This is a genomic window from Niallia sp. CD-39 (assembly GCF_059874745.1).
This window is the reverse complement of record NZ_JCBCPS010000002.1, coordinates 75,188-100,177: the sequence shown is the minus strand read 5'-3', so window position 1 is coordinate 100,177 and position 24,990 is coordinate 75,188. Positions and strand designations below refer to the sequence as shown.

General features: G+C 34.3%; 22 protein-coding genes and 1 riboswitch. Of the genes, 1 reads left to right on the top strand and 21 read right to left on the bottom strand.

Features of this window, described 5'->3' with window-relative positions; translation table 11 throughout:
- Window positions 1–56 precede the first annotated feature (56 nt).
- The 19 genes from queF to AC6F34_RS06720 form a co-directional block, all read right to left on the bottom strand.
- On the bottom strand, window positions 57–557 hold the full coding sequence (gene queF / locus AC6F34_RS06810; protein WP_500770363.1) for a preQ(1) synthase: 501 nt from the start codon (window positions 555–557) through the stop codon (window positions 57–59).
- Between the two features lie 120 nt (window positions 558–677).
- A riboswitch (PreQ1 riboswitch) is annotated at window positions 678–724 on the bottom strand.
- 118 nt (window positions 725–842) lie between these two features.
- On the bottom strand, window positions 843–1,964 hold the full coding sequence (locus AC6F34_RS06805) for a DUF418 domain-containing protein (RefSeq protein WP_500770361.1): 1,122 nt from the start codon (window positions 1,962–1,964) through the stop codon (window positions 843–845).
- A gap of 423 nt (window positions 1,965–2,387) precedes the next feature.
- Window positions 2,388–2,975, bottom strand: coding sequence for a class I SAM-dependent methyltransferase (locus tag AC6F34_RS06800; protein WP_500770359.1), 588 nt, complete (start codon window positions 2,973–2,975; stop codon window positions 2,388–2,390).
- 606 nt (window positions 2,976–3,581) lie between these two features.
- Window positions 3,582–5,420 (bottom strand): InlB B-repeat-containing protein, encoded by a 1,839-nt coding sequence (locus AC6F34_RS06795; protein WP_500770357.1) that lies wholly within the window; start codon window positions 5,418–5,420, stop codon window positions 3,582–3,584.
- A gap of 386 nt (window positions 5,421–5,806) precedes the next feature.
- Window positions 5,807–6,508, bottom strand: a complete 702-nt coding sequence (locus AC6F34_RS06790) for a KwaA family protein (protein ID WP_500770355.1) — start codon at window positions 6,506–6,508, stop codon at window positions 5,807–5,809.
- Window positions 6,509–6,532: 24 nt separating this feature from the next.
- The gene (locus AC6F34_RS06785; RefSeq protein WP_500770353.1) at window positions 6,533–7,510 is read right to left on the bottom strand and encodes a Kiwa anti-phage protein KwaB-like domain-containing protein; all 978 of its coding nucleotides are present in this window, start codon (window positions 7,508–7,510) and stop codon (window positions 6,533–6,535) included.
- An 80-nt stretch (window positions 7,511–7,590) separates the two neighbouring features.
- Window positions 7,591–7,911: a hypothetical protein gene (locus AC6F34_RS06780; protein WP_500770351.1), complete on the bottom strand. Its 321-nt coding sequence runs from the start codon at window positions 7,909–7,911 to the stop codon at window positions 7,591–7,593.
- A 309-nt stretch (window positions 7,912–8,220) separates the two neighbouring features.
- The gene (locus AC6F34_RS06775) at window positions 8,221–8,511 is read right to left on the bottom strand and encodes a hypothetical protein (protein WP_500770350.1); all 291 of its coding nucleotides are present in this window, start codon (window positions 8,509–8,511) and stop codon (window positions 8,221–8,223) included.
- A 17-nt stretch (window positions 8,512–8,528) separates the two neighbouring features.
- On the bottom strand, window positions 8,529–10,217 hold the full coding sequence (locus AC6F34_RS06770; protein WP_500770348.1) for a recombinase family protein: 1,689 nt from the start codon (window positions 10,215–10,217) through the stop codon (window positions 8,529–8,531).
- The gene (locus AC6F34_RS06765) at window positions 10,180–10,731 is read right to left on the bottom strand and encodes a recombinase family protein (RefSeq protein WP_500770346.1); all 552 of its coding nucleotides are present in this window, start codon (window positions 10,729–10,731) and stop codon (window positions 10,180–10,182) included. The genes AC6F34_RS06770 and AC6F34_RS06765 overlap by 38 nt, the downstream gene beginning before the upstream one ends.
- 270 nt (window positions 10,732–11,001) lie before the next feature.
- Entirely contained in the window at window positions 11,002–12,795 is a 1,794-nt protein-coding gene (locus AC6F34_RS06760) for a DUF927 domain-containing protein (protein ID WP_500770344.1), read from the bottom strand.
- On the bottom strand, window positions 12,795–13,271 hold the full coding sequence (locus tag AC6F34_RS06755; RefSeq protein ID WP_500770342.1) for a hypothetical protein: 477 nt from the start codon (window positions 13,269–13,271) through the stop codon (window positions 12,795–12,797). Before AC6F34_RS06755 ends, AC6F34_RS06760 begins: the two co-directional genes overlap by 1 nt.
- 17 nt (window positions 13,272–13,288) lie before the next feature.
- On the bottom strand, window positions 13,289–13,714 hold the full coding sequence (locus tag AC6F34_RS06750) for a hypothetical protein (RefSeq protein WP_500770340.1): 426 nt from the start codon (window positions 13,712–13,714) through the stop codon (window positions 13,289–13,291).
- Window positions 13,715–14,025: 311 nt separating this feature from the next.
- Window positions 14,026–14,946 carry a hypothetical protein gene (locus AC6F34_RS06745; protein WP_500770338.1) on the bottom strand — a complete coding sequence of 307 codons (921 nt, stop codon included), beginning with the start codon at window positions 14,944–14,946 and terminating at the stop codon, window positions 14,026–14,028.
- Between the two features lie 141 nt (window positions 14,947–15,087).
- Window positions 15,088–15,411: a hypothetical protein gene (locus AC6F34_RS06740; protein ID WP_500770336.1), complete on the bottom strand. Its 324-nt coding sequence runs from the start codon at window positions 15,409–15,411 to the stop codon at window positions 15,088–15,090.
- A gap of 14 nt (window positions 15,412–15,425) precedes the next feature.
- Window positions 15,426–15,878: a RadC family protein gene (radC, locus tag AC6F34_RS06735; RefSeq protein WP_500770334.1), complete on the bottom strand. Its 453-nt coding sequence runs from the start codon at window positions 15,876–15,878 to the stop codon at window positions 15,426–15,428.
- Window positions 15,879–16,351: 473 nt separating this feature from the next.
- Entirely contained in the window at window positions 16,352–17,596 is a 1,245-nt protein-coding gene (locus AC6F34_RS06730; protein ID WP_500770332.1) for a DNA cytosine methyltransferase, read from the bottom strand.
- A gap of 10 nt (window positions 17,597–17,606) precedes the next feature.
- Window positions 17,607–18,740, bottom strand: a complete 1,134-nt coding sequence (locus AC6F34_RS06725; RefSeq protein WP_500770330.1) for a DNA cytosine methyltransferase — start codon at window positions 18,738–18,740, stop codon at window positions 17,607–17,609.
- A gap of 481 nt (window positions 18,741–19,221) precedes the next feature.
- Complete coding sequence (locus AC6F34_RS06720) at window positions 19,222–20,523, bottom strand: HNH endonuclease (RefSeq protein WP_500770328.1); 1,302 nt, start codon at window positions 20,521–20,523, stop codon at window positions 19,222–19,224.
- 273 nt (window positions 20,524–20,796) lie between these two features.
- On the opposite strand from AC6F34_RS06720, the gene AC6F34_RS06715 reads away from it, so the two are divergent.
- The gene (locus AC6F34_RS06715; protein ID WP_500770326.1) at window positions 20,797–21,285 is read left to right on the top strand and encodes a hypothetical protein; all 489 of its coding nucleotides are present in this window, start codon (window positions 20,797–20,799) and stop codon (window positions 21,283–21,285) included.
- 35 nt (window positions 21,286–21,320) lie between these two features.
- On the opposite strand, the gene AC6F34_RS06710 is transcribed toward AC6F34_RS06715, so the two are convergent.
- Window positions 21,321–22,310, bottom strand: coding sequence for a PD-(D/E)XK motif protein (locus AC6F34_RS06710; protein ID WP_500770324.1), 990 nt, complete (start codon window positions 22,308–22,310; stop codon window positions 21,321–21,323).
- Complete coding sequence (locus tag AC6F34_RS06705; protein ID WP_500770322.1) at window positions 22,310–24,973, bottom strand: Z1 domain-containing protein; 2,664 nt, start codon at window positions 24,971–24,973, stop codon at window positions 22,310–22,312. Before AC6F34_RS06705 ends, AC6F34_RS06710 begins: the two co-directional genes overlap by 1 nt.
- Window positions 24,974–24,990 lie beyond the last annotated feature (17 nt).

The following is a 24,990-nucleotide window of genomic DNA, read 5'->3' as shown; positions in this document are numbered from 1 at the left end:
TTATAGAGGGTCGCTAATAACCTCTCTTTGCGTGCAAAGTTTATTAAATTTATCATTTAGCGATTATCAATTTTTTCTGGATATAAATCATGATTCATTAAACGATAGTTTGCTATTTCCTCATATTTCGTACCTGGACGACCATAGTTACACCATGGATCGATTGAAATCCCTCCACGTGGCGTAAACTTCCCCCATACTTCAATATAGCGAGGATCTAAAAGTTTAATTAAATCATTCATAATGATATTTACACAATCTTCGTGGAAATCTCCGTGGTTGCGGAAACTAAATAAATACAATTTTAACGACTTACTTTCCACAATTTTTTTATCAGGAATATAAGAAATATACATCGTTGCAAAATCCGGCTGCTGCGTAATCGGACAAAGACTTGTAAACTCCGGACAATTAAATTTCACAAAATAATCATTACCTACATGTAAATTGTCAACAGACTCTAACACTTCTGGTGCATACTCAAATGAATAACGCACATTTTTATTCCCTAATAATGTTAAATCCTCTAATCCTTCTGTTTTATGACGGCCAGACATAAAAAAACCTCCTTAAACTAATACCGTAGTATTCCAAGGAGGGCAGACATAACGACTATAAATAAACTAATAGAGGCATAAAAAAAGCCACATCCGATATGGACATGGCATCATTTACATGTATCCATAGTTTTTTATAGAGGGTATCAGCTATGAACCTCTCCTGAACAACTCAGGTATTTTACTATTTTTCATTGTATTATATATAGTGGTAGCTGTAAATCATTATTTTCAATATTGCTTAATCAAGTGAAAAAGCTACTTTTGAGGTATAACTTTTTCATATCATGTTCTTTCCAACCTCTGCAGCATTGCTTTGCGAAACCATTCAACCGGCCCATACGGAAATTTAGCTAACCACACATTTGCCAGAAAAATTTGCCCTATTACGATCATGCAAAAAACACCTATAATTTCCACACTATTCAATTTGCCACCGAGTCCTAAACCCCACCCGTAAAAAATAGCTGTAGAGGTTATGTTTTGCAGCATATAACAACTTAAAGACATACGACCTGTTTTCTCAAGCCATTTCCATATACGCCATGTGTTGTATGTTCGAACAATATAAGCAATCAGACCTAAATAACCTAAAGACAGGATTGGGGCGAACATATAACGGACAGGTAAATCAAATAGACCTCCTGGTACAAAAATCAAGGCATTCAAAGGCAATCCTAGACCTAACCCCCAAAACAGCAGTTTCCGTTGAATGGCAACACCTTGTTCCGAAAAGGAAAAAGCACCGTTGCGCATAAGCTTTATCCCAATAATGAATAAGCATATATTGAAAGGGATAATAAAGATTGCCTCGGTTCTAAAGAAGAGAAAATTCGTGAGACGATTCTGGACCTGCTCCAACCATGATCCCTCTGCATAAATCGCAATTAATTGTGGAGAACTCGATAATGAAAACGATGGTCCTAACAGCATCGAAGTAAAAATCAAGGCAACCATTCCTAAATGTATAGCCCCTGCAATCCATAACGATCGTGTCATTGCCCGTTCCCCGCGCTTAAGAATGACAGCGATTATTCCAGCAGTGATTGCATAGCTCATGAGCACATCATATTCCATTACAAGTACATAGTGTAGAAGACCTTCCACCATTAGAAATACGATCACCCATTTATACATCCCGACCCAAGGTTTATTGTTCCGAATAGACTGCTGGTATTTAATCTCCATGCCTACTCCAAACATGATGGTTAACAAGCCCAATAACTTACCGTTCACCATAAACAAGACAAAGATGCGAATCAGATCATCCATACTCGACCAACTGGTAAAATCCATTGTTGTTATGTACTTAAGATCACCTAAATAGGCAAAAATCCATATATTTGTTCCCAGTGTTCCCAAAATGGCTATTCCTCTTAAAATATCGATAAAAGCAATACGTTTCATATTGATGACCCTCCACTTCCGTATATTTATCATACATTGGAGGCATTTGGAAAAACATTCACAGGCGTCAATTAATACATATGACACGTGTCACTTATTAAAGATGATAGATCTTAGTATCGAAATTATAAATTGCACATTTCAAGCTCCAAAAAACGTTTTAGAAAAAGTTGCTCATGCCATTCAGGACTCCTGTTGAAGAAGAAGTAAAATTTTTATCACGAGAAAAGCAGAATCAAACCCCTATCATTGAGGCCTTTACAAAACAACGTAATATGTTAAACATGGTGCTGGTAGCTTTCATAAATAAAATAGCTATCAAATTCATGTACAATTTGATAGCTACTTTCTATAGTTATAATTTGGAACAGAACCCATTGATCGGATCTGTAAGTGTGGATTTGAACTTCATTTCTTTGTCGTTTAAAATGATCGTTTTTTTGCTCTAACAATTAAAAACGAAGGTCGGCGAAATTCCCTATTAAGACTAGGTAAATTACATACTGCTTCTTCAGTAGGTATTGGCTCAATCACCTTTTCAATTTGTAACCCACTTTCAATAAGCGTATTTAAAATGGTAGACATCGTACGGTGATACATCACCACATTGTTAACGAGCCAGTTTTGGGTACGCAGTCCTTCATCTTGATAATGATCTACTGCAAAATGAATTAAGTTACCTTCTTGATTTGTCATCCAACTTTCCTTTCCCTTATTTGCAGTGACAATAGGGTGCTCAACGGAAAAGAGTAAAGTCCCTCCTTCACATAATCCAGTACTGATCTTCTTTATAAGCACTTGAAAATCTGCAATATAATGAAAAGCTAATGAACTACTAACAAAGTCAATTGATGCATTTGGCAATGTCATATCTTCAAATGCAATCTGTTCAAAAGTTAGACCCTCATGAATATGACGTTTTTTTGCATTCGCTATCATGTTTGAAGAAATATCAATTCCAGTTACATGTTTTGCCCCTTGGCTAATACAGTACGCTGCAAAATCGCCCATCCCACAGCCAATATCTAATACTACTTTTTTTTTTAAGGCTTGGAATTAGAGTGAGAAAATTCGGCTGTTCTAACAAGTTGTTATAATTATTTTCTCGTGCTCTTATTTCTTGATATTTTTCAAAAAACGTATTGTTATCATATATATTTTGTTTCATTTTTTCCTCATTTCCCATAACGTTATGAAGTATGTGCGCAAATTAATTATTTCATCTTTACATAATTAAAAATAGACTTATAATTCAGTTTTTGGTAAGATGTAGATAGAGGCATGTCTTCTTTTCAAATTTCTATAAAAATAGTAAAAGGCAGAAATCAAATGGGATTTCTGCCTTTTTTATATGAAGTTCTGCCTGATATCATTATTAAAATCACTTTATTGTTCGGAGTAATCAAACGCCCGAATATAACGGCAATTTTAGATTTATTATAAATACACCTTCTTCACTTAGGATACGGTTCACAAAGCAAAAAATATGAGATCATTACGTCTCAGATTTTTTGAGAATATCGTTCGAATCTTCCTGTAATTCATTTATTAACATTATGAATAATTAGTAATTTTTTACACGGATGAGTATTCATATTTTTAGGAGAAACAGTTCCCCTATATCAGATTCAACACTCTGTACAATATTGTCACAAACTCTGCTCTTGTCACTGGTTCATTCGGTCTAAATTTGTCGTTGTACCCAATCACAACCCCGATTTGTGATAATGCAGCAATGTAAGGATAACCCCAATGTGTTATAGGCACATCTTGAAAAGTACTTGTCTCAACTGGTTCTAACTCAAGAGTTAATGCCACGATTTTAGCCATCTGTGCACGAGTTAAAAAAGCATTTGGATTAAACTTTCCATTTGAACCATCGACAATCCCTGCTTGTTGTAATGTCTTAATGACTTCAAAGTACTGATGGTTGGGATCTACATCTAAAAAATCAGTTGCATTTCGTTTAGGCTTGAAATCAAAAACACGATAGAATAAAAGTGCCATATGCTGACGTTGTATATATTCATTTGGACGGAATGAACCATCTGAATACCCTTTTATAATGCCTTTGCTAGTTAGTTCCTCTATCATTTCTCTTGCCCAATGATTGAGAATGTCATTAAAGGACTGTTCAGTTTCCAGTTCTTCAATCCACTTCGCATACAGTATCGTATCTTTTGTCACACGGTCTGTTGCTATATCCCACACATTGATCAATTCCGCCTCTTTATACCACCCGTCAAAAGCATAACCACTCTTTATAGGGATTTCCAAATCTGATAGCTTTGTATTATATGCTACCGGTAGATTCTCAATAAAGACCCCACCATTCGTTTCAAAATACACCATTACATTTTGCGGTAATGAGCCTCCACCACTACTGTTTACAACCCACTTCGCGTATAGTGTCTTATTCTCATTTACTACCTCGAATGTAAAATCCCACAGGTTCGTCAGCGTATCTTCTTTATACCAGCCTTGAAATGTATAACCCAGCTTGGTTGGAACAGGTGGTTCTGTTGCCTTTGTATTGTAGTCTACCATCTGTGATGGAATTGCACTTCCTCCATTAGTGCTATACGTCAGTTCATACTGCTCTATTTTCCAATTGGCATACAATGTTGTTGGCTGACTTACTACATCATTCGTGAAATCCCACTGGTTCGTCAGCGTATCCTCTTTATACCAGCCTTCAAAAGTATAACCCAGTTTGATTGAAGCAGGTGGTTCTGTTACCTTTGTATTGTAGTCTACCGTCTGAGATGGAATTGTACTTCCTCCATTAGTGTTATACACCAATTCATACTGCTCTATTTTCCAGTTGGCATAGAGAATTAAATCCCCAGAGATTGTTTTTACTTCATCTACACTATATTCCGTACCGCTACCGTCCTGCTCAGTATTCCATCCCATAAATGTAAAACCTATTTTCTTTAATGATCCTTGGTCTTTTACAATAAATGTATGAGAATCCTTTCCTGTGTAATCCTCTGAAACTTCTCCACTCGTTTGTCCATTCCCATCATATGTGATTTTATATGCTGTTTCTTCAAATACAATCCCATTTGCTTCAGCGTATTCTTTTGCCTTTGATGGGTTAGCACCTAATATCTTTGTGTTATTGGGGATAGAATTTTCCATTAGTTCTGTATCCGAACCAACAATCGTTATTGTTTTCAAATCATTACCATTAAAAGCGTTTTCTCCTATTACCTTTACACTACTTGGTATCGTTATGCTTGATAGATTATTATTAATGAAAGCAGAATTTCCGATCCATTCTAACTGATTCGAAAGAATTACAGATGACAAATGTGGATTATTCTGAAATGCCCCGTAACCCACGACTTTTATATTATTCGACATTACTATACTGGTCAGTTGTTTATTTATAAATGAGTTTACCCCTATTGTAGTGACAGGCTTTCCACCTAGTACATCCGGAATAACCAAATCTTTCCGGACAGGATTTGAATCCCCAATAAGAGTTACTCCACCTGGATAATACGGTATAACGTTTGGTTGATGTCCACATATATAAAATCATCTTCAATACTATTTGCAAAAATCTTATTCTCAATTGCTGGTGATAGGAAAAAGATAATACATATTATAGCTATTAAAAATATAAACTTACGCATTTTTCACCCCCCTTTACATTTTTTTATAAAAAATAAGCGTTATAGTATATTCCACTTTTTTCTTATATAATAAGTTTATGTATTTTTCTAAATTTTTTCAATACATTTTAAAGCATACTATAGAAGATTGGATCCTACTTAAGCAAAATTCCACAACAATGTTTCGTCCTACTTATGATACGGTTCTCCGTGATGTATCTATATGAGGTTTTTTATCTTTGTATTAATAAATTCTATAACCTTAAATAAGTAATCATTCATTTGCTCATTCCATAGAGCTAAGAATACCAAGAAACTTCCTAGAAAAATTACAACCTTTTTATATGAAAGCCGGCTTTTGTAATCATCCACAAACATTACAGCACCAGGAGATAGATTTCTCGTATATATGGTGGAATTTAGTGGGACATCTTTTCCTTTTTCTGATACTACAATTAGACTTTCACCATTTTCACCTTTTGCAATATTAATATCATAGAATAAACTTAATATCGGATTGATATGGTAAAGGTTATTATGCATATAAAGATATCCTATTACTAGAAAAAGCACTAAAAATGCAAATATCGTTGGGATATTAAAGTCTCCGTCGCTGTTAGTAATATTTGAGTTAAATGAAATAAAAGGAATTATATAAGTTACTATATAATTTAAAGCTTCACTGCCCTTACTATTTATCATGACTAATTTAATTGGAAAATTAGGACTTGCCTTTATTGGTTTCTCTAAATATAATTTTAAAGTTAAAAGAGTGATTGACATAGTCAACCAAATAAAAAGACACAATACAAGGTTATTTATGTTCATTAGGAACAAGATAATAAATAGAGGCAAGTAAGAACTTAAGAAAAGCATATACCTAAATACTCTATTAATCATAAATTCTACTTTATCCCCCATGATATTATCCTCTCTCCCCATAAGTTAGCCTATGTTTATTCTTTGGTTAGCAAATATCCTTGTCTCACTTACTAATGTTTCTGCTGCCTCATCATTAATAATCCTTATTATTTGGTCTACTGACTTATAACTATTTTCTTCATCGATGCTAATTGTTTCCTTTTCTGAATCCAAACTAAAAAATAGACCTTCATGTATTGCTTCCTTGACCTTCTTAAAAGTCTCAAAAGTAACATTCTCAAACTTACTCGCAGAACTTATCGTAAAGAGCTTCTTCTTAAAGTTCTTATTCCTGTTACAATGAGACTCTAAAACAAGAAAGTTATCTATTAAGCCGCTCCCATTAATACTTCCTAAGATAGCCTCGGAGTGCATGTTTATATGTTCTTCGTACTTAAATAAGCGTTCAAAGAAAAAGCCATGCGTTACAAAAATCTCATCATCAATACTAAATGCACAACATTTTTCATTTAACTCTAGGTGTGATACTTCTACTTTTTGAAGCAGGTCACCATCTTCATTGCCAAAACTATATAAGCTTTTTTTCGGCTTATAGAAGTTAGATTTTGAAAGTGTCGAGAATATTTGAACATGGAATTCTTTTGCTGTGTTATTATTTGTTACAATCACATCAATAACGTATCCCTTCATAGAGCTTGAAGACTCTTCGAAAATCTTCTTAGTAAGTCCAGTGGAGTTATCCTCTATGATGAGTTGCTCAATATCTAGAAAGTTCGGTACTTCAACTTTCTTCAAACATGAGACACTTTCATTACCATCTGGTGATGTATTATTGTGATATTCGAACAATTGAGCATCAATAGCATTTTCTAGATTCCTACAAATTATTGTTCTTAAATCTTCATGGGTGGACATATTCAGCTTATATAATTTAAAAGGTTCCTCTTCATCTGAAAGTAGAAATGCTGACAAACCATTAATTGAATAGTTTCCAGTACAATTAACGAAAATATCTTGTAAAACCTTAAAGTTAGTTTCCATACAATAACCTCGTTCAAAGTAGTTTAGTGATTCATATTTACTATTTTATCACAATCTTCTTTAAACTAAGGCTCTTGAATTTACAAATTCAATGCATAATGGAGTTGGATTTCATGAAAAATCTGTATTCCAATTCTCTTAATATAGATGTTTTCTAAATGTATTCTATCAATAAACTCCAACTCTATTTCTGATGTTTTTTTAAATAACATATCGAGCTCCTTTTCATTTTCAATAACCACCATGGCTTGATACGATGGTAACTTAAATTCTTGAATCTCTTCTCCATTACTTAGATACTCGAATAGACTGGAAAACTCACTGCGTAAGTAGTTTACCATTTCATTTGGTAAATCTCCTGCAAGGTTATTAAGGTCCTTTAAGCAATAAATCATTTTCATTACAGATAACTCCTTGAAGGACTCTGTGTAATCTCTGATACTAAACAAGCTACGATTCCAACGACTGCTCCCATTAAAAAATATTGCATTATTATTCCCCCTTTATTTTTTCAGATTAGTGTTCTTCTTCACATATACGTAAATAGATACGCCAAACGCCACGCCTGCTTTGAATAGGTCAATTGGTGGCATGAACTCACCTCCTTTACCGGAAAATCAAACACGAAAAAAGAGACGAAAACTCTTATAGAGCAAACCTCTCTGACTTGTAAGCGTATTGATTGTTCTACCTTTCCGACTGCCAGTTCTTCATACGAAGCTTATAGGCTTAACAAGTTTACCATCTCTCAGCAAACCAATTCCGATATCCTTCAAACCATGCTTATCCTGTAATAAGTACACAACGTTCGATGTACCACCATCGTAGAAGAATACCCAGCATGTTAGTTCTGGTTTGTTTTCATCTGGAATAGTAGCCTTAACCTTTTCGTTTTTTATGTCATCTACTGAAAGAGTTCTAACATCCGCTTTCCAGTCCTTCCAAGCTAAATGTGGGTGATGCTCCTCCATGTAATTCCTGAATACATTAATAATGCTCATAAGTAATTTGCTCCTTTTCATAGGTTGATTAAAATAGAAAAAGGGGGAGAGAACTCATCCGTAATAGATGAATCCTCTCCCCCTTTAAAGGTGAAGTGTTTTGCAACTTCTTTATTGAGTTGTATTTGTATCGTATCAATCTTTCGGTTCTCATTGATGGTGATTTGACGGATGAGAAGGTGCATTAGCCTTTTCCTCTGCTCTCTGGTCAATGACTCTTGATAGGCACTTTTGAAGTTCTGCATGACCTGTTTGACCATTGAAAAGTTTATGAGTTGTGTACCACCTTCCCCCATTTGCAATTCAATTGGAGATAGTCTTTCTTCAAGTCTTTCCTTTTCTTCATTCAAAGTGGATAGCCGCTGCACAAGGTCTGCTTTTTGAATCAAATCATCTTCGTACAAACCAAGGACTTTCTCTTTCTTTTGTTGATTGGATTCTAGTGCCTTTTTCAAGGTCTCATATTCGTGTTGAAGCGGAGATGAATCTCGTTCTTTCTTGTTATTAATACGTTCAACAATTTGCTCTATAAGCACATCACTGGTGGCTATGTTTGATAGCTTTTCAAGTACATGAGGGTCTGCATAATCCGTCCTTACTCCATTCGACCGACAAACTGCTGAACCTTTATTCTTCCAAGCTCCACATACATAATACTCCAGAACCTTTTTTGTTCCGTCTTTGAGTGTATTCGTTGTCCTTCCAATCACCATTCCTGCCCCACATGCAGGACACTTCATGATACCAGTGAGAGGGAACTCGCCGTCATGTATTCGATTAGGCTTGCCGCTTCTACTCGCCATGATATTTTTTGCTTTTTCCCATGTTTCTTCTGAAATGATAGCTTCGTGCTGCCCCTTTTCAATTACAGGGTGAGGATTAATATTGTTTCTTCTCTTCTCGTTCCAATCTCTCCGGACATTGTAGCGAATAAATCCTGCATAAAGGGGATTGCTTAGAATCGTTTTTACCCCATTGATGGAGAAGTCTTTGTTCTTTTTTGTCCGGTGTCCTTCATTGTTGAGTTTGTTTGCGATGGATTTGTAGCCATTCCCCTCAACATAAAGGTCAAATACCTTTCGAACCGTTTGAGCTTCTGTTGGATTAATCACAAGGGTAGATAGCTTTCTTTTACGATTCTCTCCTGGAACGCTTACGACATCATAACCAAGCACCTGACCACCATTCCAGGAACCTTCTTTTGCTCGTGCCAACATCCCCATTTTTACGTTTTGAGCGATATTATCTCGTTCAAATTCAGCAATGACTGCTAACATACGAAACTGCATTTTTCCAGCAGGAGTTGCTGTTTCATAGTTTTCAGTATATGAGCGAAAAACAATATTTTTCCCTTCAAGTTCTTCAACAATATTAAGCAAATCTTTCGTCTTTCGAGAAAAGCGATTCACCTTCCAAACAAGCACTAATTCAAAGTCTTTACTTTTTGCATTATGCAGTAGTTGTTGTAAAGCAGGTCTACCTTTAATATTTTTTCCGCTTTTACCTCTGTCCACGTATTCCTTATGGACAACGTAACCTTCTCGCTCGCACATTTCCCTTAGTACTCGGACCTGTTCATCAATACTGTAGCCTTCTTCTGCCTGTTCCAATGTGGAGACTCGAGCATAGATAGCTGCTCTTTTCTGTGTTCCAGTTCGGCTGAATTGGTCAAGCTGGTCGTCCAGCTGTCTCGCATAGTTCGGCATCAAGTTCACCCCCTTTCTTGTTTTCATCTTCAATTAACCAACGTGCTACCAGTGATATCGGAATCCCTTGCATGGCTGCTAGCCTTAAATGTCTCGTATTGAGTAATTTGCACATGGATTCAAACACTATCAATCCTTCTTCTACAGAAGTGTCGAAAGGTTCCATTATTGAGCAAATTTCCACACCATATCTTGCAAGCTCTCTTTCTATTCGTAGAAGCTCCTCCCCATCAGGAGAAAGCGTAAATACATCCCAAACAACGACTACTCCAAACAAGCCTTCAGCAGCATCCTTCAACATTTGCTTCAATTCTTTTCTTCTTTCCTCATGAGATTCCGAGCTTGGTTCCCGGTAGACTCTACTGACTAGATATCCAACCCGCTCACACTTGTCTTTTAAGACCTGGACGTCTCGATGAATTCTGTACCCCTCAGGTTGGGTCCACGATGTATTTCTTGTGTAAATTACTATCTTGTCTTGGTTCTGCTGTGCAATTTCATCCTTACTAATCATTGGAACCTCCTCCTTTGGGGTGTTTTGTAAGATATTCTGTGACCATTTCTGCTAACATGTCTAAAAGATTTTGATATTCGTAGATAGAACCTTCTTTTTCGTTCATCGCAAGCTCTCCTCATCGTATTAATAATATATATTTAGATAAGATTTCACTCTCCCTAGTCTCCCTTTTCTCCCTTAGAAAACTATTTAAATGTGTTTCACCTACATGCATTCATAATATTATGAATCCATAAGAGAGATGAGGGGGATAAGGGAGACTAGCTATTAAAAGCCCTCCTCTAAGATGTTTCCTTCATAGCAAATGCAATATGTGTAGTCTCCTTTTTGAGGATAACCAGATTGTCCAAGCAACTCTTCACGTTGATCAATTTCACCTTTTGAAAAAATAAACTTTCTCTTTTGGTTTTTATTTTTATCGTGAAGAATCAGACCTTCTTTTTTCAGTGCATCAATTAGAACTTTAGAATCTGAATAGCCGTAGTCTCTTGCTATTTGGTCAAAAATAACGGGCAAGATATAACATTGAGTCTGGTTAGAACTCGTTTCAATTTTCCCCCATATTTCCTGATGACTTGCTACAGCTTCTTTATTTATTTTGAAGTTTCTTTTAAATCTAATAATGTGCTGCTTCAATTCACGATAGAATTTAGGGGCCATTTCTCGTTCAGACATTGCTTTTAATTCTTGATCGATGAGCATTCCAATAATTTCTTCACCTTCAAGCTCCAAGTCTAATGTTAATTCTATTAATTCTCCTGCAGTAATAACCAACGCTAACTTTGTTGCAATTCTATCTTTAAATTTACTCTCAGGTAATCTTTTTAATAGAAGCATCTTGTTTTCTTCCAACATAAATGCAACTTTCTGTGGTCCAAGTTCTAACATTTTCTTAGCAATTTTAGGAGCTATATGACCATAACTATTAAGAATACCCTTCTTCAAGTTTTCTGCATTTTTTCCGTCTTTCGTCCATTTATCCAGTGAAAATTCAAATAATCTGACTCTTAAACCTTCATTTTTATTTGATTTTGCAAGGATAGAAGACTCTCCAGTAGAAATAATGGTAGTGCTCCAGGATTGACTATCCTTTAATTCTGATTCCTTTGTAAGTCTAGTTTTTTCGGTGTTTTGAGCAATTTCATATATAAATGAACTAAAATTCTGCATATCCATAAGATTCATTGTTGATTCATCAAGTACAATAGGTACACCATAATTACCTGCCAATTTCTTTGCTATTGCATTCCTTGTGCCATTGTAAGACTGAAGCAGGCCTCTAGCTGTTGGAGCTCCAGCTGCAGATACTCCAAGCATTGCAGCAGTTGTCTTACCAGTAGTCGATGCTCCGTAAATATGTACTAGCAAGGTATCTAAGTTTAATAGATTTGTACGGTTTAACATGCCTATTATTAAAGAAGACATCGTTAGGCACAGCATTAATTGAAGCGTTGTTTTTCCCATAACTTCCCTAGCTAAAAGATTGAGATAATCATAATAATCTCCCCTTGGTTCAATATCATAATCCCCAATATAATTTGATTTGGTTGAATTAGAAGTGTGAGCTATCAATTCATAATGTTTATATACCAATTCACCTTCCTGAAAATCCCATCCCATTCCTTTATGAACATTTGTTGGGTTTATAGTTTTTTCTTGTTTATTTAAAAAGTTGACAACTGCAGAAGCTTGCTTGTCTTGCAAGACATCCAAACCTTTAGAAGCCAGTTTCTTTAATTCACGCTTAGATAAATCACCTCTACTAATTACTACAGTTTCACAACGATCGAATGCCCAAAATACAAGTTCAACCTCTATATCTCTTGTTTCTAAACATCTTGTTATTGAAATAATTTTTACTGCTTTAGACACTGGGATGTATTTTTCCCTTTGGTCATCCCATACAAGCAAGTCTTGTTCTTTGAGTTTAAATGGATATAAGTCCAAGTCAAAAATCTTTTCTGATTTCCCTTTATAATTTTTATTACAAGTACGTTCAGTTGTATTTATGTTTTTCAATTTTCCCTTAGAATCAGAAAATTTTACTTTTTTTATCGGCATCAGGCTATATACTCCAATCTTTCTCGCATATACACAATGTTAAATTCAGCGCCTACTAGTCCAAAGCAATCTGGACTAAAAGTAGGTGCGAAATTAATCAATTCATTAGGTACACCCAAAACTGTTCTGTCCGGGTCTTCCAGTAGGCATCGTTTAAGGAAGCATATTTTTAGTTCCTTTATTCTTTCAATAAAGGCGATATATTCCTGTATTAATGCTAAATATTGTCCATAACCTAGGATCATTTGGTACCCTTTAGGGTACCAATGTAATTCAATTTTTTCTGGGAAAACAACTATTTCATTTGGAACAACAGACAAATTACTCAACTTTGTAATCAACTGATTTATTTTCATTTCTTTTGGCACTGTTTCTATTTTTGCAGATAACCTATATAAAGCATTTTCCCCATCATAATGGTCCTTTCTAAAGTAATCTTTTTCAATATAACAATCGTTATGTGTATACATATCCATCCCATCCCATCTGTTTTTTAATCAACTAATCCAGTAACTTGGCAAGAAAATATGGAAGTACCTATTACTGAATTGATGTGCCAGGCTAAAACAATAGAATTTTTCTTTATTTCATAGCCAATAGGCTTTACTTCAAATTCATCAAGATTATTTATAATTTTTTGCGTAACTTCATCTCTTGCTTCTTTAGTCATATCAGAAAGAAGTGTTTCTTTGTAACGAGTTATCTCGGCAAATGCCGTTAAATTTTTTAATGTACATACATTATCTAGCATCACTCTATTATTTCCTTCCTCTAGAACATCTTCTTCAAAGAGTTCTAAATCCAAATCCATTAATCTTTTTTCTTTTTTCAAAATTTCTTTTGGATCTTCTTTTTCTCCATCACTAATTAACGTTAATGTACTGGAATAGTATTTTTGAGTTTGTTCAAATTTAGTCATTAGTTCTCACCCCACTAAAAGTTTCAAGTATTGCTTTAATTTCTTCATTTTCATAAGCACCAAAGCATTTTGAATCGAGTACAAAAATTTAATTTGCAAATTAAACGTAATCCGGCATATACTGTGTCAAAAAAAATGATGTAACCAACTTTTCAAAATGCTCCACTTTTTGTTAACCCTCAATTTTCTTTGTTACTACTGGGCTAGTATGATTTTTTTCCCTCCTTTCTTGATGTATATAATATATAACTATTAGTAGACACAAAAAATGGGTGAATCGGATTTAAAAAATCTGATTCACCCATTTACTTTTAGAATGTATTTTTCTTTATTGTATCCAATTCAACTTGGAATTTTTCTTTTATTACTTTTTCAATTTCTATAATTAACTTATCCTCCTGCATTTCTTTAATGACTTTTCTCCAATACTCATCAGTATAATACTTGCTCGTGTTAAAGCTGAATTTTATATCTTCATTAATCTTTTCTAGTTTCTTTATAGACTCATTGATTGCAATCATTTGTGGGATGGAGCCATCAATTTTTTCTAACTCAAAGATAATATCACTTATAACCCTCACAAGTTGTACATCATAACCTTCCTTATCCACTTTAAATAATTCAGGATAGGCACATTTTGAAAGAATCTGACCAATCACAGAATCAAATTCACCTTCTAGTAAGTTTAATTCATTAATTTTATTTTCCACATTTTTCATATTATTTATCGATACTTCTACAATAGGATTTGGTGTGATAATTCTTAAATTATCTTCCTTAACTTCTGAACTCCATTTTTTATACTTCAACATTCCTAAACTTTTATACGCCTTTAGCAGCCATTCTAGGTTTGATTGTAAAACCTTTTGTGTTGGGACCTTCCCAGATTCAATAAATTCCAATATCGTTTTTCTCATTGAATCATATCTCTTGTGTGTACTTGTTCGTATCATAATAATTAAAATTGTTACTTCTTCTATGGTCCAGTATTCCTCATGAATAGAAGGTAAACCATTTTTTTCATAATTACTGATCCGATCAAAATCCTGAAGTTTTTCAAGAGCCTTCGGCGACAGCTTGCTATCTGCTTGAACTTTTTTTATTACGATTGAGAGTAAATCCAAACTTTGAATTATTTTCTTCTCAAGAATATTTTCTACATTAGCGTTCTCATTATACGTACTTATCAATGAACAGATATAAATAGTATGTGTAGAATATTTTCTTTCCATTTATTAATCACCATCCCCCAAAAAAATAAATGGTGCATTACAACACCATCTATCGCAATTTTATCACCTATTGAAGTGAAACTTTAAATTTCAAAAATAGATAAGCTCATTATTATTTCATATCATAAATTATGTTAGAACCTATTTTCCTTGATTCTCTTCCCTCAATAGTATTTCTTCGTAAACCTTCTCCTCGTTTTTAAGACAAACTAAAAAGAGTGGTTGGTTCATATCAGCATCAGATGCTACACAGACCAACCACTCTTGTTCCTCTTTATTGTAAACACAAGAATGAACTAATACCATTTTAGGAGAAATACTAAGCAATTCCTCTGTCACATAGCTTCCATCGAGTTCCTCTTTATACAAAAGAACTGACTCTTCTCCAACTTGTTCTTCATCAACCTCAATGCCAAATTGTGATGACATAAAGATAGCAAAATGTTCAGCGTTATAAGAACACATATATCTTTCCTCCCTTAAATATACCCTTTTTCTTTTAAAGAAGTAAATTCTCCGTCGCCAATTATTAGATGATCCAAAAGCTCAATTCCCATTAACTTTCCTGCTTCAACAAGACGTTTTGTGACATCAACATCTTCTCTTGATGGAGTGGTTTCACCTGAAGGGTGGTTATGAGCTACCATAATACTCGCAGCTGAAGACAGAATTGCAGATTTCATTACTTCACGAGGACTGACGATACTTGCATTCAGGCTACCAATGTGACATATGTTAATTGATACTGGTTGATTCTTTGTATCTAGAGTTACAACAATAAAGTGCTCTCTATCTTTATCTTCTAAGAAACCTTTCAATAGTTCATATGCGTCTTGTGGAGAACGAATATTTCTTCTATCATAAAGAATACTTCTCTCTCTAACTAACTTTACCGAAACTATATTCACTCGCTTTACTGATGTTGTTTTCATTTAACACCTCTCCTTTTGTAAATAAAAGAGAGGACGTTTCAAGACAATTTTGTCTTTGAAACGTCCTCTTTTAAAATCTAATAAATAATATATATTTATATTACTTCAAAGATACAGGTTTAACTATCTTTAAATTTCAAGTATATTTCAGTTTAAGTGTGGTATATTTATTTTATATAGCCTACGACTACTAAGACTATCGACTAAACTATTGATATGCAATCTTCTAAACAGAAATTAAATCTTAGGAGCTGTAATTTTATGATTTGTTCTTGTGGGGGTGTTTTTTTAGTGAAACGGATTGAAGAAATCCCACCTAATTTACCGGCTAACGAAAAGCTCTCATACTCCCGTTTGTGTGATGTTGAATGTGTTAAATGTGGAAAGGTTCGATATTCGCAACCATTCGATGATGGTAGCAACTTAAACATTGCAAAGAAAATAGAATAGTGGTAAAAAAGGGATGATGTAAATTACATCATTCCTTTTTCTTTAAATAGATCGTATATCGCACTAGCTAATCTCTTACTGAACTCGGGTGGAACTGCATTCCCAATCATTTCGTAATTTTGAACCATACTACCTATGAATTCAAAGTTGTCATCAAAAGTTTGTAGTCTTGCTGCTTCCCTAACGGTTATTGATCTAGACTGAATAGGGTCTGGGTGAATATGTCTAAGTCCATCTTTTTTCAAGTGAGCTGGTATAGTATTACTTGGCTGATCCCATCTAAGAACATAATATTTATGAATATTTGAAGTTTTTCCTGTTTTCTCAGTATAAAGCCTCTTTAAATTTTCAGTAGACAGGTATTGATTATAGCCACTATTAATATCTTCTGCCAATATCCTGAATATATCTATATCTCTTCTATTATGGTATCTTGGATAATGCCAATTATAATTTGTTTCATGTGGAACATGCGAATATTTCCGGCGTCCCAATTTGTAATCTTCTGGTGAAGGTACTAATTTAGGAAGCTTTCCTATTGCATCACGAACTGTATAAATTTTTTCCGATTTATACCTAGTTAGAATGTCGTTGTAAAAGAACTGAAGAGTTTTTTGGTTTTCTGCCTTATTCTCACCGAAATATCTTCTATTTAAACCAATTAGTATTACCCTTTTCCTTTTTTGCGGAACACCAAATTGAGTTAAATCAAGTAAAGCTTGGCCTTTAATATCATCAATAATATCAAAGCCATAATCATTAAATCCTCGTTTTATTTTATCAACAATATTTTCCCCATCTGGAGCTGCCGACAGCATACCTTCAACATTTTCAAATACAATTAATTTAGGGTTATAGACTTTAACAACTTTTAAGTAGCTTTCGAAAAGATAGTTCCTGTAATCATTTCTCATACCATCTTTATCTTGTATCCTACCCGCTACTGAATATGCTTGGCAAGGAGGGCCACCAACAATTAAATCTATGTCCCTATTATTTACTATAGAGTCAAGACCAACATGTGATCCATAAACCTCATCATCTTTCCAACCCTTTATTAATTCTCCTGTTCGTTGAATATCAAAATGAAGAACTCTTTTTTCAGCATCCTTATAATTATATGTCTTTTTTAATCTATTAATTAGCGTATCACATGCATACTTTTGCCATTCAACACTAGCAACTGTGTAGTATTGCCTCGTTTTTTCAAAGCCGTCTAAGAGTCCTCCACAACCAACAAATAACTCTAACGTATTTAGTTTACTCATAATATCACCTTTATAGATTCAATTCCAAGTTCAATTGTTCTAAATCTTTTACTTTTCTACGCCCACTTTTCACATCATCAAAATGTTGAAGTATGGCTTTGGCCAAATTAAGGGATAAGAGAGGTGGTACTGCATTTCCTACCTGTCTATTTTGTTGAGTTTTCGTACCTATAAAAACAAAATCGTCTCTAAAGGATTGTAATCTTGCATTTTCTCTAACTGTTGGCACTCTATTATACTTGTAGTGAAAGTGATTTCTGTGACCAGTATCAATTGTTCGAGAAGGCTTTTTACTATGATATCGAGTCCAAGCTTCATTGAACTTTCTACTATCACCAACTCCAGGAGGTAAATCCTTATGATTACCACCTTCAGGAACTTGACTTATAACCCATTTAACATGCTCCGTATGATTAGTAGCAACATGATTATGAAGCTTTTTACTGTTTTGTCTCATGAATTCTTGATATAACGATTGAGGTTCCTTTTCATAGTTATCAACTTCTTGTCCAAAGTCTTCCTCTCTACTCGGCAAATCACTAATTGCTTCACTACAAGTTACATATCTTTCTGGTGTATGAGTTGGTTCTGGAAATTCAAAAGATCCATATCCCTTTTCTATTCCCACAAAAAACATTCTTTTTCTCATTTGTGGTACGCCGTAATCAGCTGCTAATAAAGGTTTAGGTGAAACTGATACATTATACCCCATATCCTCAAAAGTATTTACTATTTGTTGCTTAACAGTACCATTATATAATGTTGCGATCCCCGGGACATTTTCAATCAAAAATGCTTTAGGTTTAAATCTCCTTACAGCTTTAACGACTGCTAAGTAAAGGGTATTTCGTGTATCATTTATATCTCGTGATCCTGTTAATGAAAATCCTTGACAAGGTGGTCCTCCGATAACTATGTCCACTTTTTGGTCCCCAACTTTGTCAGCAATTTCTTGTATAGCTTCATCTTTAGAGAGATCTGCCAATAAAACATCTGACGATTCATGATTATATTTAAAGGTTTTTAACGCTGCTTCTTCAAAATCAACACCAAGAATTACATTATAACCCGCATCTAAAAATCCTTGTGATAGACCTCCACAGCCACAAAATAGATCTAATACATTTAATTGTGTTTCACCCATAGATCTATCCTCCATTCTCGTTATTACGAACATGTATTCTCTTTTATTTTAAATATATTTTCTCGAATATGCAATTACTAAAACTCTATAATAACATTTTTCGACAGTAATTTGAGGTATTAATCTTTTCCACTTAGAATTTCTTGATTAATACTTTTCTTCCTCTCAACCAGATCGACAAAAACTTCCTGAAAACCTTATTAAAAGGGTAGTCCTTTGAAAGTATATCCGAAAATTCAACTTCATTCTTTTCCCACTCTTTACTCAAAGTTCTCATTGTTATTATCAATTCTTCAAGCTGTTGATTGAATTTCTGCATGCTATCACCTCTCTTATACTAACTTTCCATTCCAGCTATAACAATGGGGTATAGTTGGAAATGAGATCATTCATATAATATATATCTATAAAGAGTATTAAATTGTATCGCGCATAAAAAAGACCACAAGTTGTAAACCAACCTATGGTCTTTTCCACTACTTTACTTTATAAATTTCCCATAAATATGATCTCTGTGGTATTTAATCATGTCTAAATTGGGCCATAAAGTCTTATCTTGTGGCAAAAGTAGTTTTTTTCGATCAATTTCCTGTAAAACCTTATTCCCTTGCATCTTTTCATGTACCTGAATAGTAAAATCATCATTTATTGCAAAAAAACCACGGTCAAACGCCCAATGAAGATCTAAGGAAAGTGAGAGTCCGTTAGTAGGATTATCTGATCCTCCATATTCTTTCCCTTTAATGTGAGCAGCTTGAACATTTAGTGTATCCCCATAAACAATAGAATGCCCTGTCACAGCACACTTGAAATTGTAGGCCTCCAACACTGCTTTACGAAATCGGCGATCTCTTTTTATTTTCTTAAGTATGGTTACAGTGCGATCTACACCATCCGTTTCCAAACTTTGCTTTAATAGTTCAGCTAATGCTTCCGGAGACAATGTTGTTGGGAGCTCTACACCCAATCTTTCATCTATTTCCTCTCCACCATCTAATGAACTGGATTCTAAACTTGGCAATTCAGTCCCCTCAAACATTTCAGTGAATGTTACGCCTTTGGAAATAAGCTCTAATGATGGAATCAAAGCAGATAAGCTTCTTCCTACTTTATATTTTTTGATCAAATCCATGATCTCATGATAATTTGGACTTTCAGGATGAATACACCCAACTATATAGTCCTCACTTGCATCAGGGGATTCAATCATTAGAATAATATCATCAGGATCTAAATCCTTGATGTAGCCAGAATACATGCGATATTCATTTCGGCCATTAGGTTTTGATTCAACAATTTTACTGTTATGGTAATCATAATTAAAATTGTGAACCTCCCCGCTATTACTTTCTTTAACAGTAAATTTCTTCTTCGGATTTAGTTCAGATGTGGTTAATTCTCCGAAAAAATCTTTGGCAATTTGTTGAGCTATTAATGCAAAAGAACCTGCTCTTTCACCATTGGGACGAATACCCAATTCATTAGATTGTAGTACTTTTCCAAAAACTAACCCACTCTCTTTCATTTTTAGCTTTTCATGTTTATCCTTCACATTTTGATACACCTTTTCTCTAGCACTTGGTGTTAGAAGGTGACCCTTTTTTTCTAAGAGTCCAATGAATTTGCTTGGATTCATAATTTCCTTCAACTTCAAATGACTATCAGTAAGGTCCTCTTCTTTTTCAAGGTCAATCTCAAGAACCTTGGATAGTTGGTTCTTTGAAATGTTATAAAAATCAGTAACTTCAGTTATTAGTAGCAAGCTTTCTTTGACAGATACCATATAAAGCGCCTCCTCACATCATTGAACACATAAAAAAAAAGAATTAAAACAGCTGTTAATTATGATTATACTAATTAAAGCTGTTTTATGTCAATATTTTTTTAAATTTTATTATTTTTTTATAAGGTAATCCAGTTTAAGTTGTTCACCTATACAATTAAGATGCTTTTTAAAAAAAACACCAATATTTATTCAATTGATTTTAAAATAGAAAAAAATTCCTTTTCAGGCTAAAATATTTTCAAAACGGAATTAGGGATGGGGTAATTACTTATGATGGAAATAGAACAACTAACAGATGAAAAATTAATAGAGGCGTATGGGTTCGTAATAAACCAATTAAAAAAAAGAAAGATAATTAGAAGTAAAAACTTCTTAGGTGATCTTGGTGAATATTATGCTATTAATTACTACAGCAGGACTGTAGGACTACCTAAGTTACAATTTGCTCCTGTTGGTACTCAAAACATTGACGCTATTAGTATTAATGGGGAAAGGTATAGTATCAAGTCAACAACTGGCAAGACTACTGGTGTTTTTTATGGCTTAAATGAACCAAATTCAATTATGCCTGAACCACAAAAGTTTGAGTATGTAATAATTGTAATATTTAATGAAAACTATTTGTTGGATAAAATCATTGAATTAAATTGGAGTCAGTTTTTAAAATACAGAAAGTGGCATAGTAGAGTTAGAGCCTTGAACCTGTCTATAACTCAGAAGCTAATAAACGATGCAAAAGTAGTTTATTTAAGACCATAAAAGGGAGAAACTGAGTATCCCCCTTTTATTTAAAATTATTTATGAGCCCAACCTTGAGGAGAGGTACTCACTACTAAATCTGGACAAACCTCAAGATTAATGTCATATTCAATTCTCTCTATACCATTTAGGACGCCCTCTTGAAAAATACTCGAAGTTAGCTTAGGAAAATTTTTATTTACATTATACATCCGTTCATCAACAACCCTATATCGATACTGGACATATTCTTCTCTTAATTCATGGAAATACCCTGCTTGGATTAACTTACTTTCAAACTGGTTAATCATCACTGGATCATTCCTTAAAATGTTATTTATTCTTTCTGCAAGAGTAGGTAATGAATTAGAGGCCGTTTGTTCCCTTCTTAGACGAAGGCTGTAAAAAAATAATTGATTACTCTCTGGTGGGTCTAACTGATCTAATCCATTTATTTTATGAATATGACCTCTAATTGAAGAAGTTGTCTTAACTTCAACCGAATAAGATTCATTTTCAAAATCATGTATTGATCCAGAAGGTCCAGACCATAGGTCAATCATATTAGTTCCTTTTGGTAATAACCAGAATAGTAGAAACCACATCTCTCCAAACAAACCTTTAATTTGTTCTTCAGTGAGTATTCTTCTTTGTCCACCAGACCAGAATTGTCTCCATTTATTAAGAGTTCTAACTACTGACTCGTTAGGAGACAATCCTGTATGGAGTAACTCTATTATATCTGATATAACTAAATTAAATGTTTCGTTTGCATCTTTATAATTGCAAGTTACATCTAGATAGAGAGATTCAGGAAAATCTTCAACAATTAAGCGACGATTTTGTACTGATATACCTCGGCTTCTTTGGTCAGTAAAAGATTCGTTTTGATTGGTTATTGGTACTAGTATATGTCGCAACATATTATGATCTATCCCAATTAATACATCAATTTCAGTACTTAGTCTTTTTGCTTTAAGTCTACCGAATTGTGGGGTTGTATTTTCAATACTTTTCCAACTTCCCTCTGTGACATCTACTCTCATTATATCTCAGCTCCCACAGTACCCACTACATATTCTACAGTTGCTGCTGTATTAGAGTTAGGGAAAATTAATGCAACACCAATAATATGTTCGCCTTCTTCCGGATTACTGAAAATTGCCTCTCTATTTAGATTACTCCCTTCCAGATCATCATGTTCGTCTACTGATGAATACTTGCTAATTGGATATATTAGTAGCACACCTTCTTGGTAAGAACGAATGTGTCTAAGTGCTTCATTCTTAGTTACATTCAATTCTCTTTTAATGATATCAGCTTGTGCTATTTCATCTTGTGTCAATCCAATTTCATGGTCTTGATTTGAGACAATTGCACCAAGAGAATCGAAACCAATTAACTTTGATCTTTTAATTAAATTAATGGCATCCATTCCACTTATATTTAAATCAATTCTATCCATTTCTGGATCTAAAGTGTTTCTTCCAAGGACCCCTACTGTCCAATTAGTTAATTCTCCGCATTCATTTTGTCTAATAATATATTCTTTTAACATTTCTGCTCTGACAATCGTAGCATCAGGATCAGTCTTATAATTTTCTAGGAATTCAATGATAGAGCTTGAATCAACATTAGACCACAATGGTTTATTAGAATTATCCATAATATGAGGCGTTCCTAATGAAGATAAAAACCCTCTTGTAATTTCAATATTTTCGAACAACCATTCAGAATCAGAAAACGGGAATGTTATTGTTTGAACCAATTTATCTTTAAAAGAAGCATTAACCACTTGTGAAGATCTACTTTTCAAGCGACTAGTAACTAACATTGCTGGATGCTGACGTATTCTAACCCCAACTTGTAAAGGTGTTAAACCTTCATTTTCATAACGGGAAATATCTCGGTGTAAGTCAGCTTCTATAATTGATAAGTCACTGAACCACCTAGCTAATTGACGAGTAGTATAAATTCTAGTTAAATCAAAATAGCCTTCTCTAAACCCGAACCATCTACCCATTTGCATTAATGTATCGAAAGAGTATTGTTGGCTATTTCGTACAAAGTAACTTATTAGAAGCCCTTCTAAAGTAAGCCCCCTCGACAAGCGGTTTCCTCCTATAACAATTGCTTTAAGGCTAGGCTCGACTTCGTAATTAACCTCATCATTAGAATTACCGTGAAGTTCTTTTACAGTGACTTGTTCTAAGAATGTAGAAATCTCATCAAATATTTCGTCAAATGAAAAATCGTAATCAATATTAATTGATCTTGTAAGCGGTCTGAATTCACTATCCCATCTTCCAGATAATTCTTGGGTGAAAGGATTTTCATCCCTGTTATATCTCCATTCATCTCTCATATTATCAAGATAAGCCCGCACTAATTCAGCTAACCTTTCCTGTATTTGTGTTCTATAACTAGTATGAATTAGCATTGAGGTAGGTTGATCCCCTTGGCCTCTTTTCAATCTAGCTGCACCGGTAAGAATAAAATCAATTATTGCTTGTTTTAATGTCTCTGCTAAAGTAGGTTGAAATGTTTCGACTTCTCTTCTGCTTGCAGGCACTAGCTGAGAAACATCCCTTCTAGGTACATTACGAATAATATTTATTCCATCGGTATTGTTTTCTAAAGAGCCAAAAATCTCTTCAGCACCATAATACCCATGTGGACGAGGAAGTGCCATTATAAAAGAATGAGGATATAAATCTCTACCTGCTATCACATCCTGAGCCTCGTGATCAATTAGTACATTTGCAAAAGGAGTTGCTGTATATGCAATATATGCTTTTTTACTGAATAAATTTAACAGTTGTCGAATAAGTTCGTTTATTGTACTTGGGTTCTCATCTACATCATTTTGTTCCTCAGGATCCCAGTCATGTGGTCTATTACCTCCTGTATTAACTGATGCTTGATCTGCTTCATCGTCAATAATTAAACAAGGTAAATTACGTTTTGTAGACTCTTGAGAACCTTCTAACCACTCAATTAACCTTCTTAATACAGGTCCATTCTTTTTAATTACTACTAAGACAGGGTTACTCCCATTTAATGCAGCATAGCTAGCATTTCCTGGGTTGAATTCACCATTTAGTAGATCTGCTTTTGTAAAAGTATGCCAAAGTTTATCTGGTCTCGGATAACCTACACCAACCGTTTGACCGTTGATTAATCCAACTAGTTCTTTATCAAGTCTAACTTGTGTTTGATATCGAAGAGAGTTGTGCATTCCTGCCAAAACAATAATTAGTCTATATCCAGTATCAGCTGCTTTTGCTATTAGAGACGAATAATTTGCTGTTTTTCCACTTTGTACAAAACCTACACCTAAAGCCCTTGTGTTAAATTCGTTTCTTTCTATTGGATTTTCCATGGCCCCCAAGATCCTATCAGTAGATCTATCTATTGATCGTACAGTAGCTAGTGGCCAATTTTTTTGATCTATTAAATAATTTCTAAGTCTCGGCCAGTAATACCACTCTGCTCTATCAACCCTAGACAACCATTCCACATGATCTCTTTGCCTATCCTCAACCATGTGTACGTCTCGAACATCCATTACATCCTCTGATTGTAACTCTGTCAAAACCTGCAGCTTATATTCTTCTGGAATTGAAGAGCTGCTCACTGCTTCTTCATTTGAACAATCAAGTGCATCTTTAATGCTTTTCGCTATTCTGATATAGGCAACTAATGACAATGACATTCACCCCTATA

Coding starts and splice junctions, on each gene's coding strand:
- queF (WP_500770363.1), bottom strand. CDS start 557: ATGTCTGGCCGTCATAAAACAGAAGGATTAGAGGATTTAACATTATTA.
- AC6F34_RS06805 (WP_500770361.1), bottom strand. CDS start 1,964: ATGAAACGTATTGCTTTTATCGATATTTTAAGAGGAATAGCCATTTTG.
- AC6F34_RS06800 (WP_500770359.1), bottom strand. CDS start 2,975: ATGGGCGATTTTGCAGCGTACTGTATTAGCCAAGGGGCAAAACATGTA.
- AC6F34_RS06790 (WP_500770355.1), bottom strand. CDS start 6,508: ATGGGGGATAAAGTAGAATTTATGATTAATAGAGTATTTAGGTATATG.
- AC6F34_RS06785 (WP_500770353.1), bottom strand. CDS start 7,510: ATGGAAACTAACTTTAAGGTTTTACAAGATATTTTCGTTAATTGTACT.
- AC6F34_RS06780 (WP_500770351.1), bottom strand. CDS start 7,911: ATGAAAATGATTTATTGCTTAAAGGACCTTAATAACCTTGCAGGAGAT.
- AC6F34_RS06775 (WP_500770350.1), bottom strand. CDS start 8,511: ATGAGCATTATTAATGTATTCAGGAATTACATGGAGGAGCATCACCCA.
- AC6F34_RS06770 (WP_500770348.1), bottom strand. CDS start 10,217: ATGCCGAACTATGCGAGACAGCTGGACGACCAGCTTGACCAATTCAGC.
- AC6F34_RS06765 (WP_500770346.1), bottom strand. CDS start 10,731: ATGATTAGTAAGGATGAAATTGCACAGCAGAACCAAGACAAGATAGTA.
- AC6F34_RS06760 (WP_500770344.1), bottom strand. CDS start 12,795: ATGCCGATAAAAAAAGTAAAATTTTCTGATTCTAAGGGAAAATTGAAA.
- AC6F34_RS06755 (WP_500770342.1), bottom strand. CDS start 13,271: ATGGATATGTATACACATAACGATTGTTATATTGAAAAAGATTACTTT.
- AC6F34_RS06750 (WP_500770340.1), bottom strand. CDS start 13,714: ATGACTAAATTTGAACAAACTCAAAAATACTATTCCAGTACATTAACG.
- AC6F34_RS06745 (WP_500770338.1), bottom strand. CDS start 14,946: ATGGAAAGAAAATATTCTACACATACTATTTATATCTGTTCATTGATA.
- AC6F34_RS06740 (WP_500770336.1), bottom strand. CDS start 15,411: ATGTGTTCTTATAACGCTGAACATTTTGCTATCTTTATGTCATCACAA.
- radC (WP_500770334.1), bottom strand. CDS start 15,878: ATGAAAACAACATCAGTAAAGCGAGTGAATATAGTTTCGGTAAAGTTA.
- AC6F34_RS06730 (WP_500770332.1), bottom strand. CDS start 17,596: ATGAGTAAACTAAATACGTTAGAGTTATTTGTTGGTTGTGGAGGACTC.
- AC6F34_RS06725 (WP_500770330.1), bottom strand. CDS start 18,740: ATGGGTGAAACACAATTAAATGTATTAGATCTATTTTGTGGCTGTGGA.
- AC6F34_RS06720 (WP_500770328.1), bottom strand. CDS start 20,523: ATGGTATCTGTCAAAGAAAGCTTGCTACTAATAACTGAAGTTACTGAT.
- AC6F34_RS06715 (WP_500770326.1), top strand. CDS start 20,797: ATGATGGAAATAGAACAACTAACAGATGAAAAATTAATAGAGGCGTAT.
- AC6F34_RS06710 (WP_500770324.1), bottom strand. CDS start 22,310: ATGAGAGTAGATGTCACAGAGGGAAGTTGGAAAAGTATTGAAAATACA.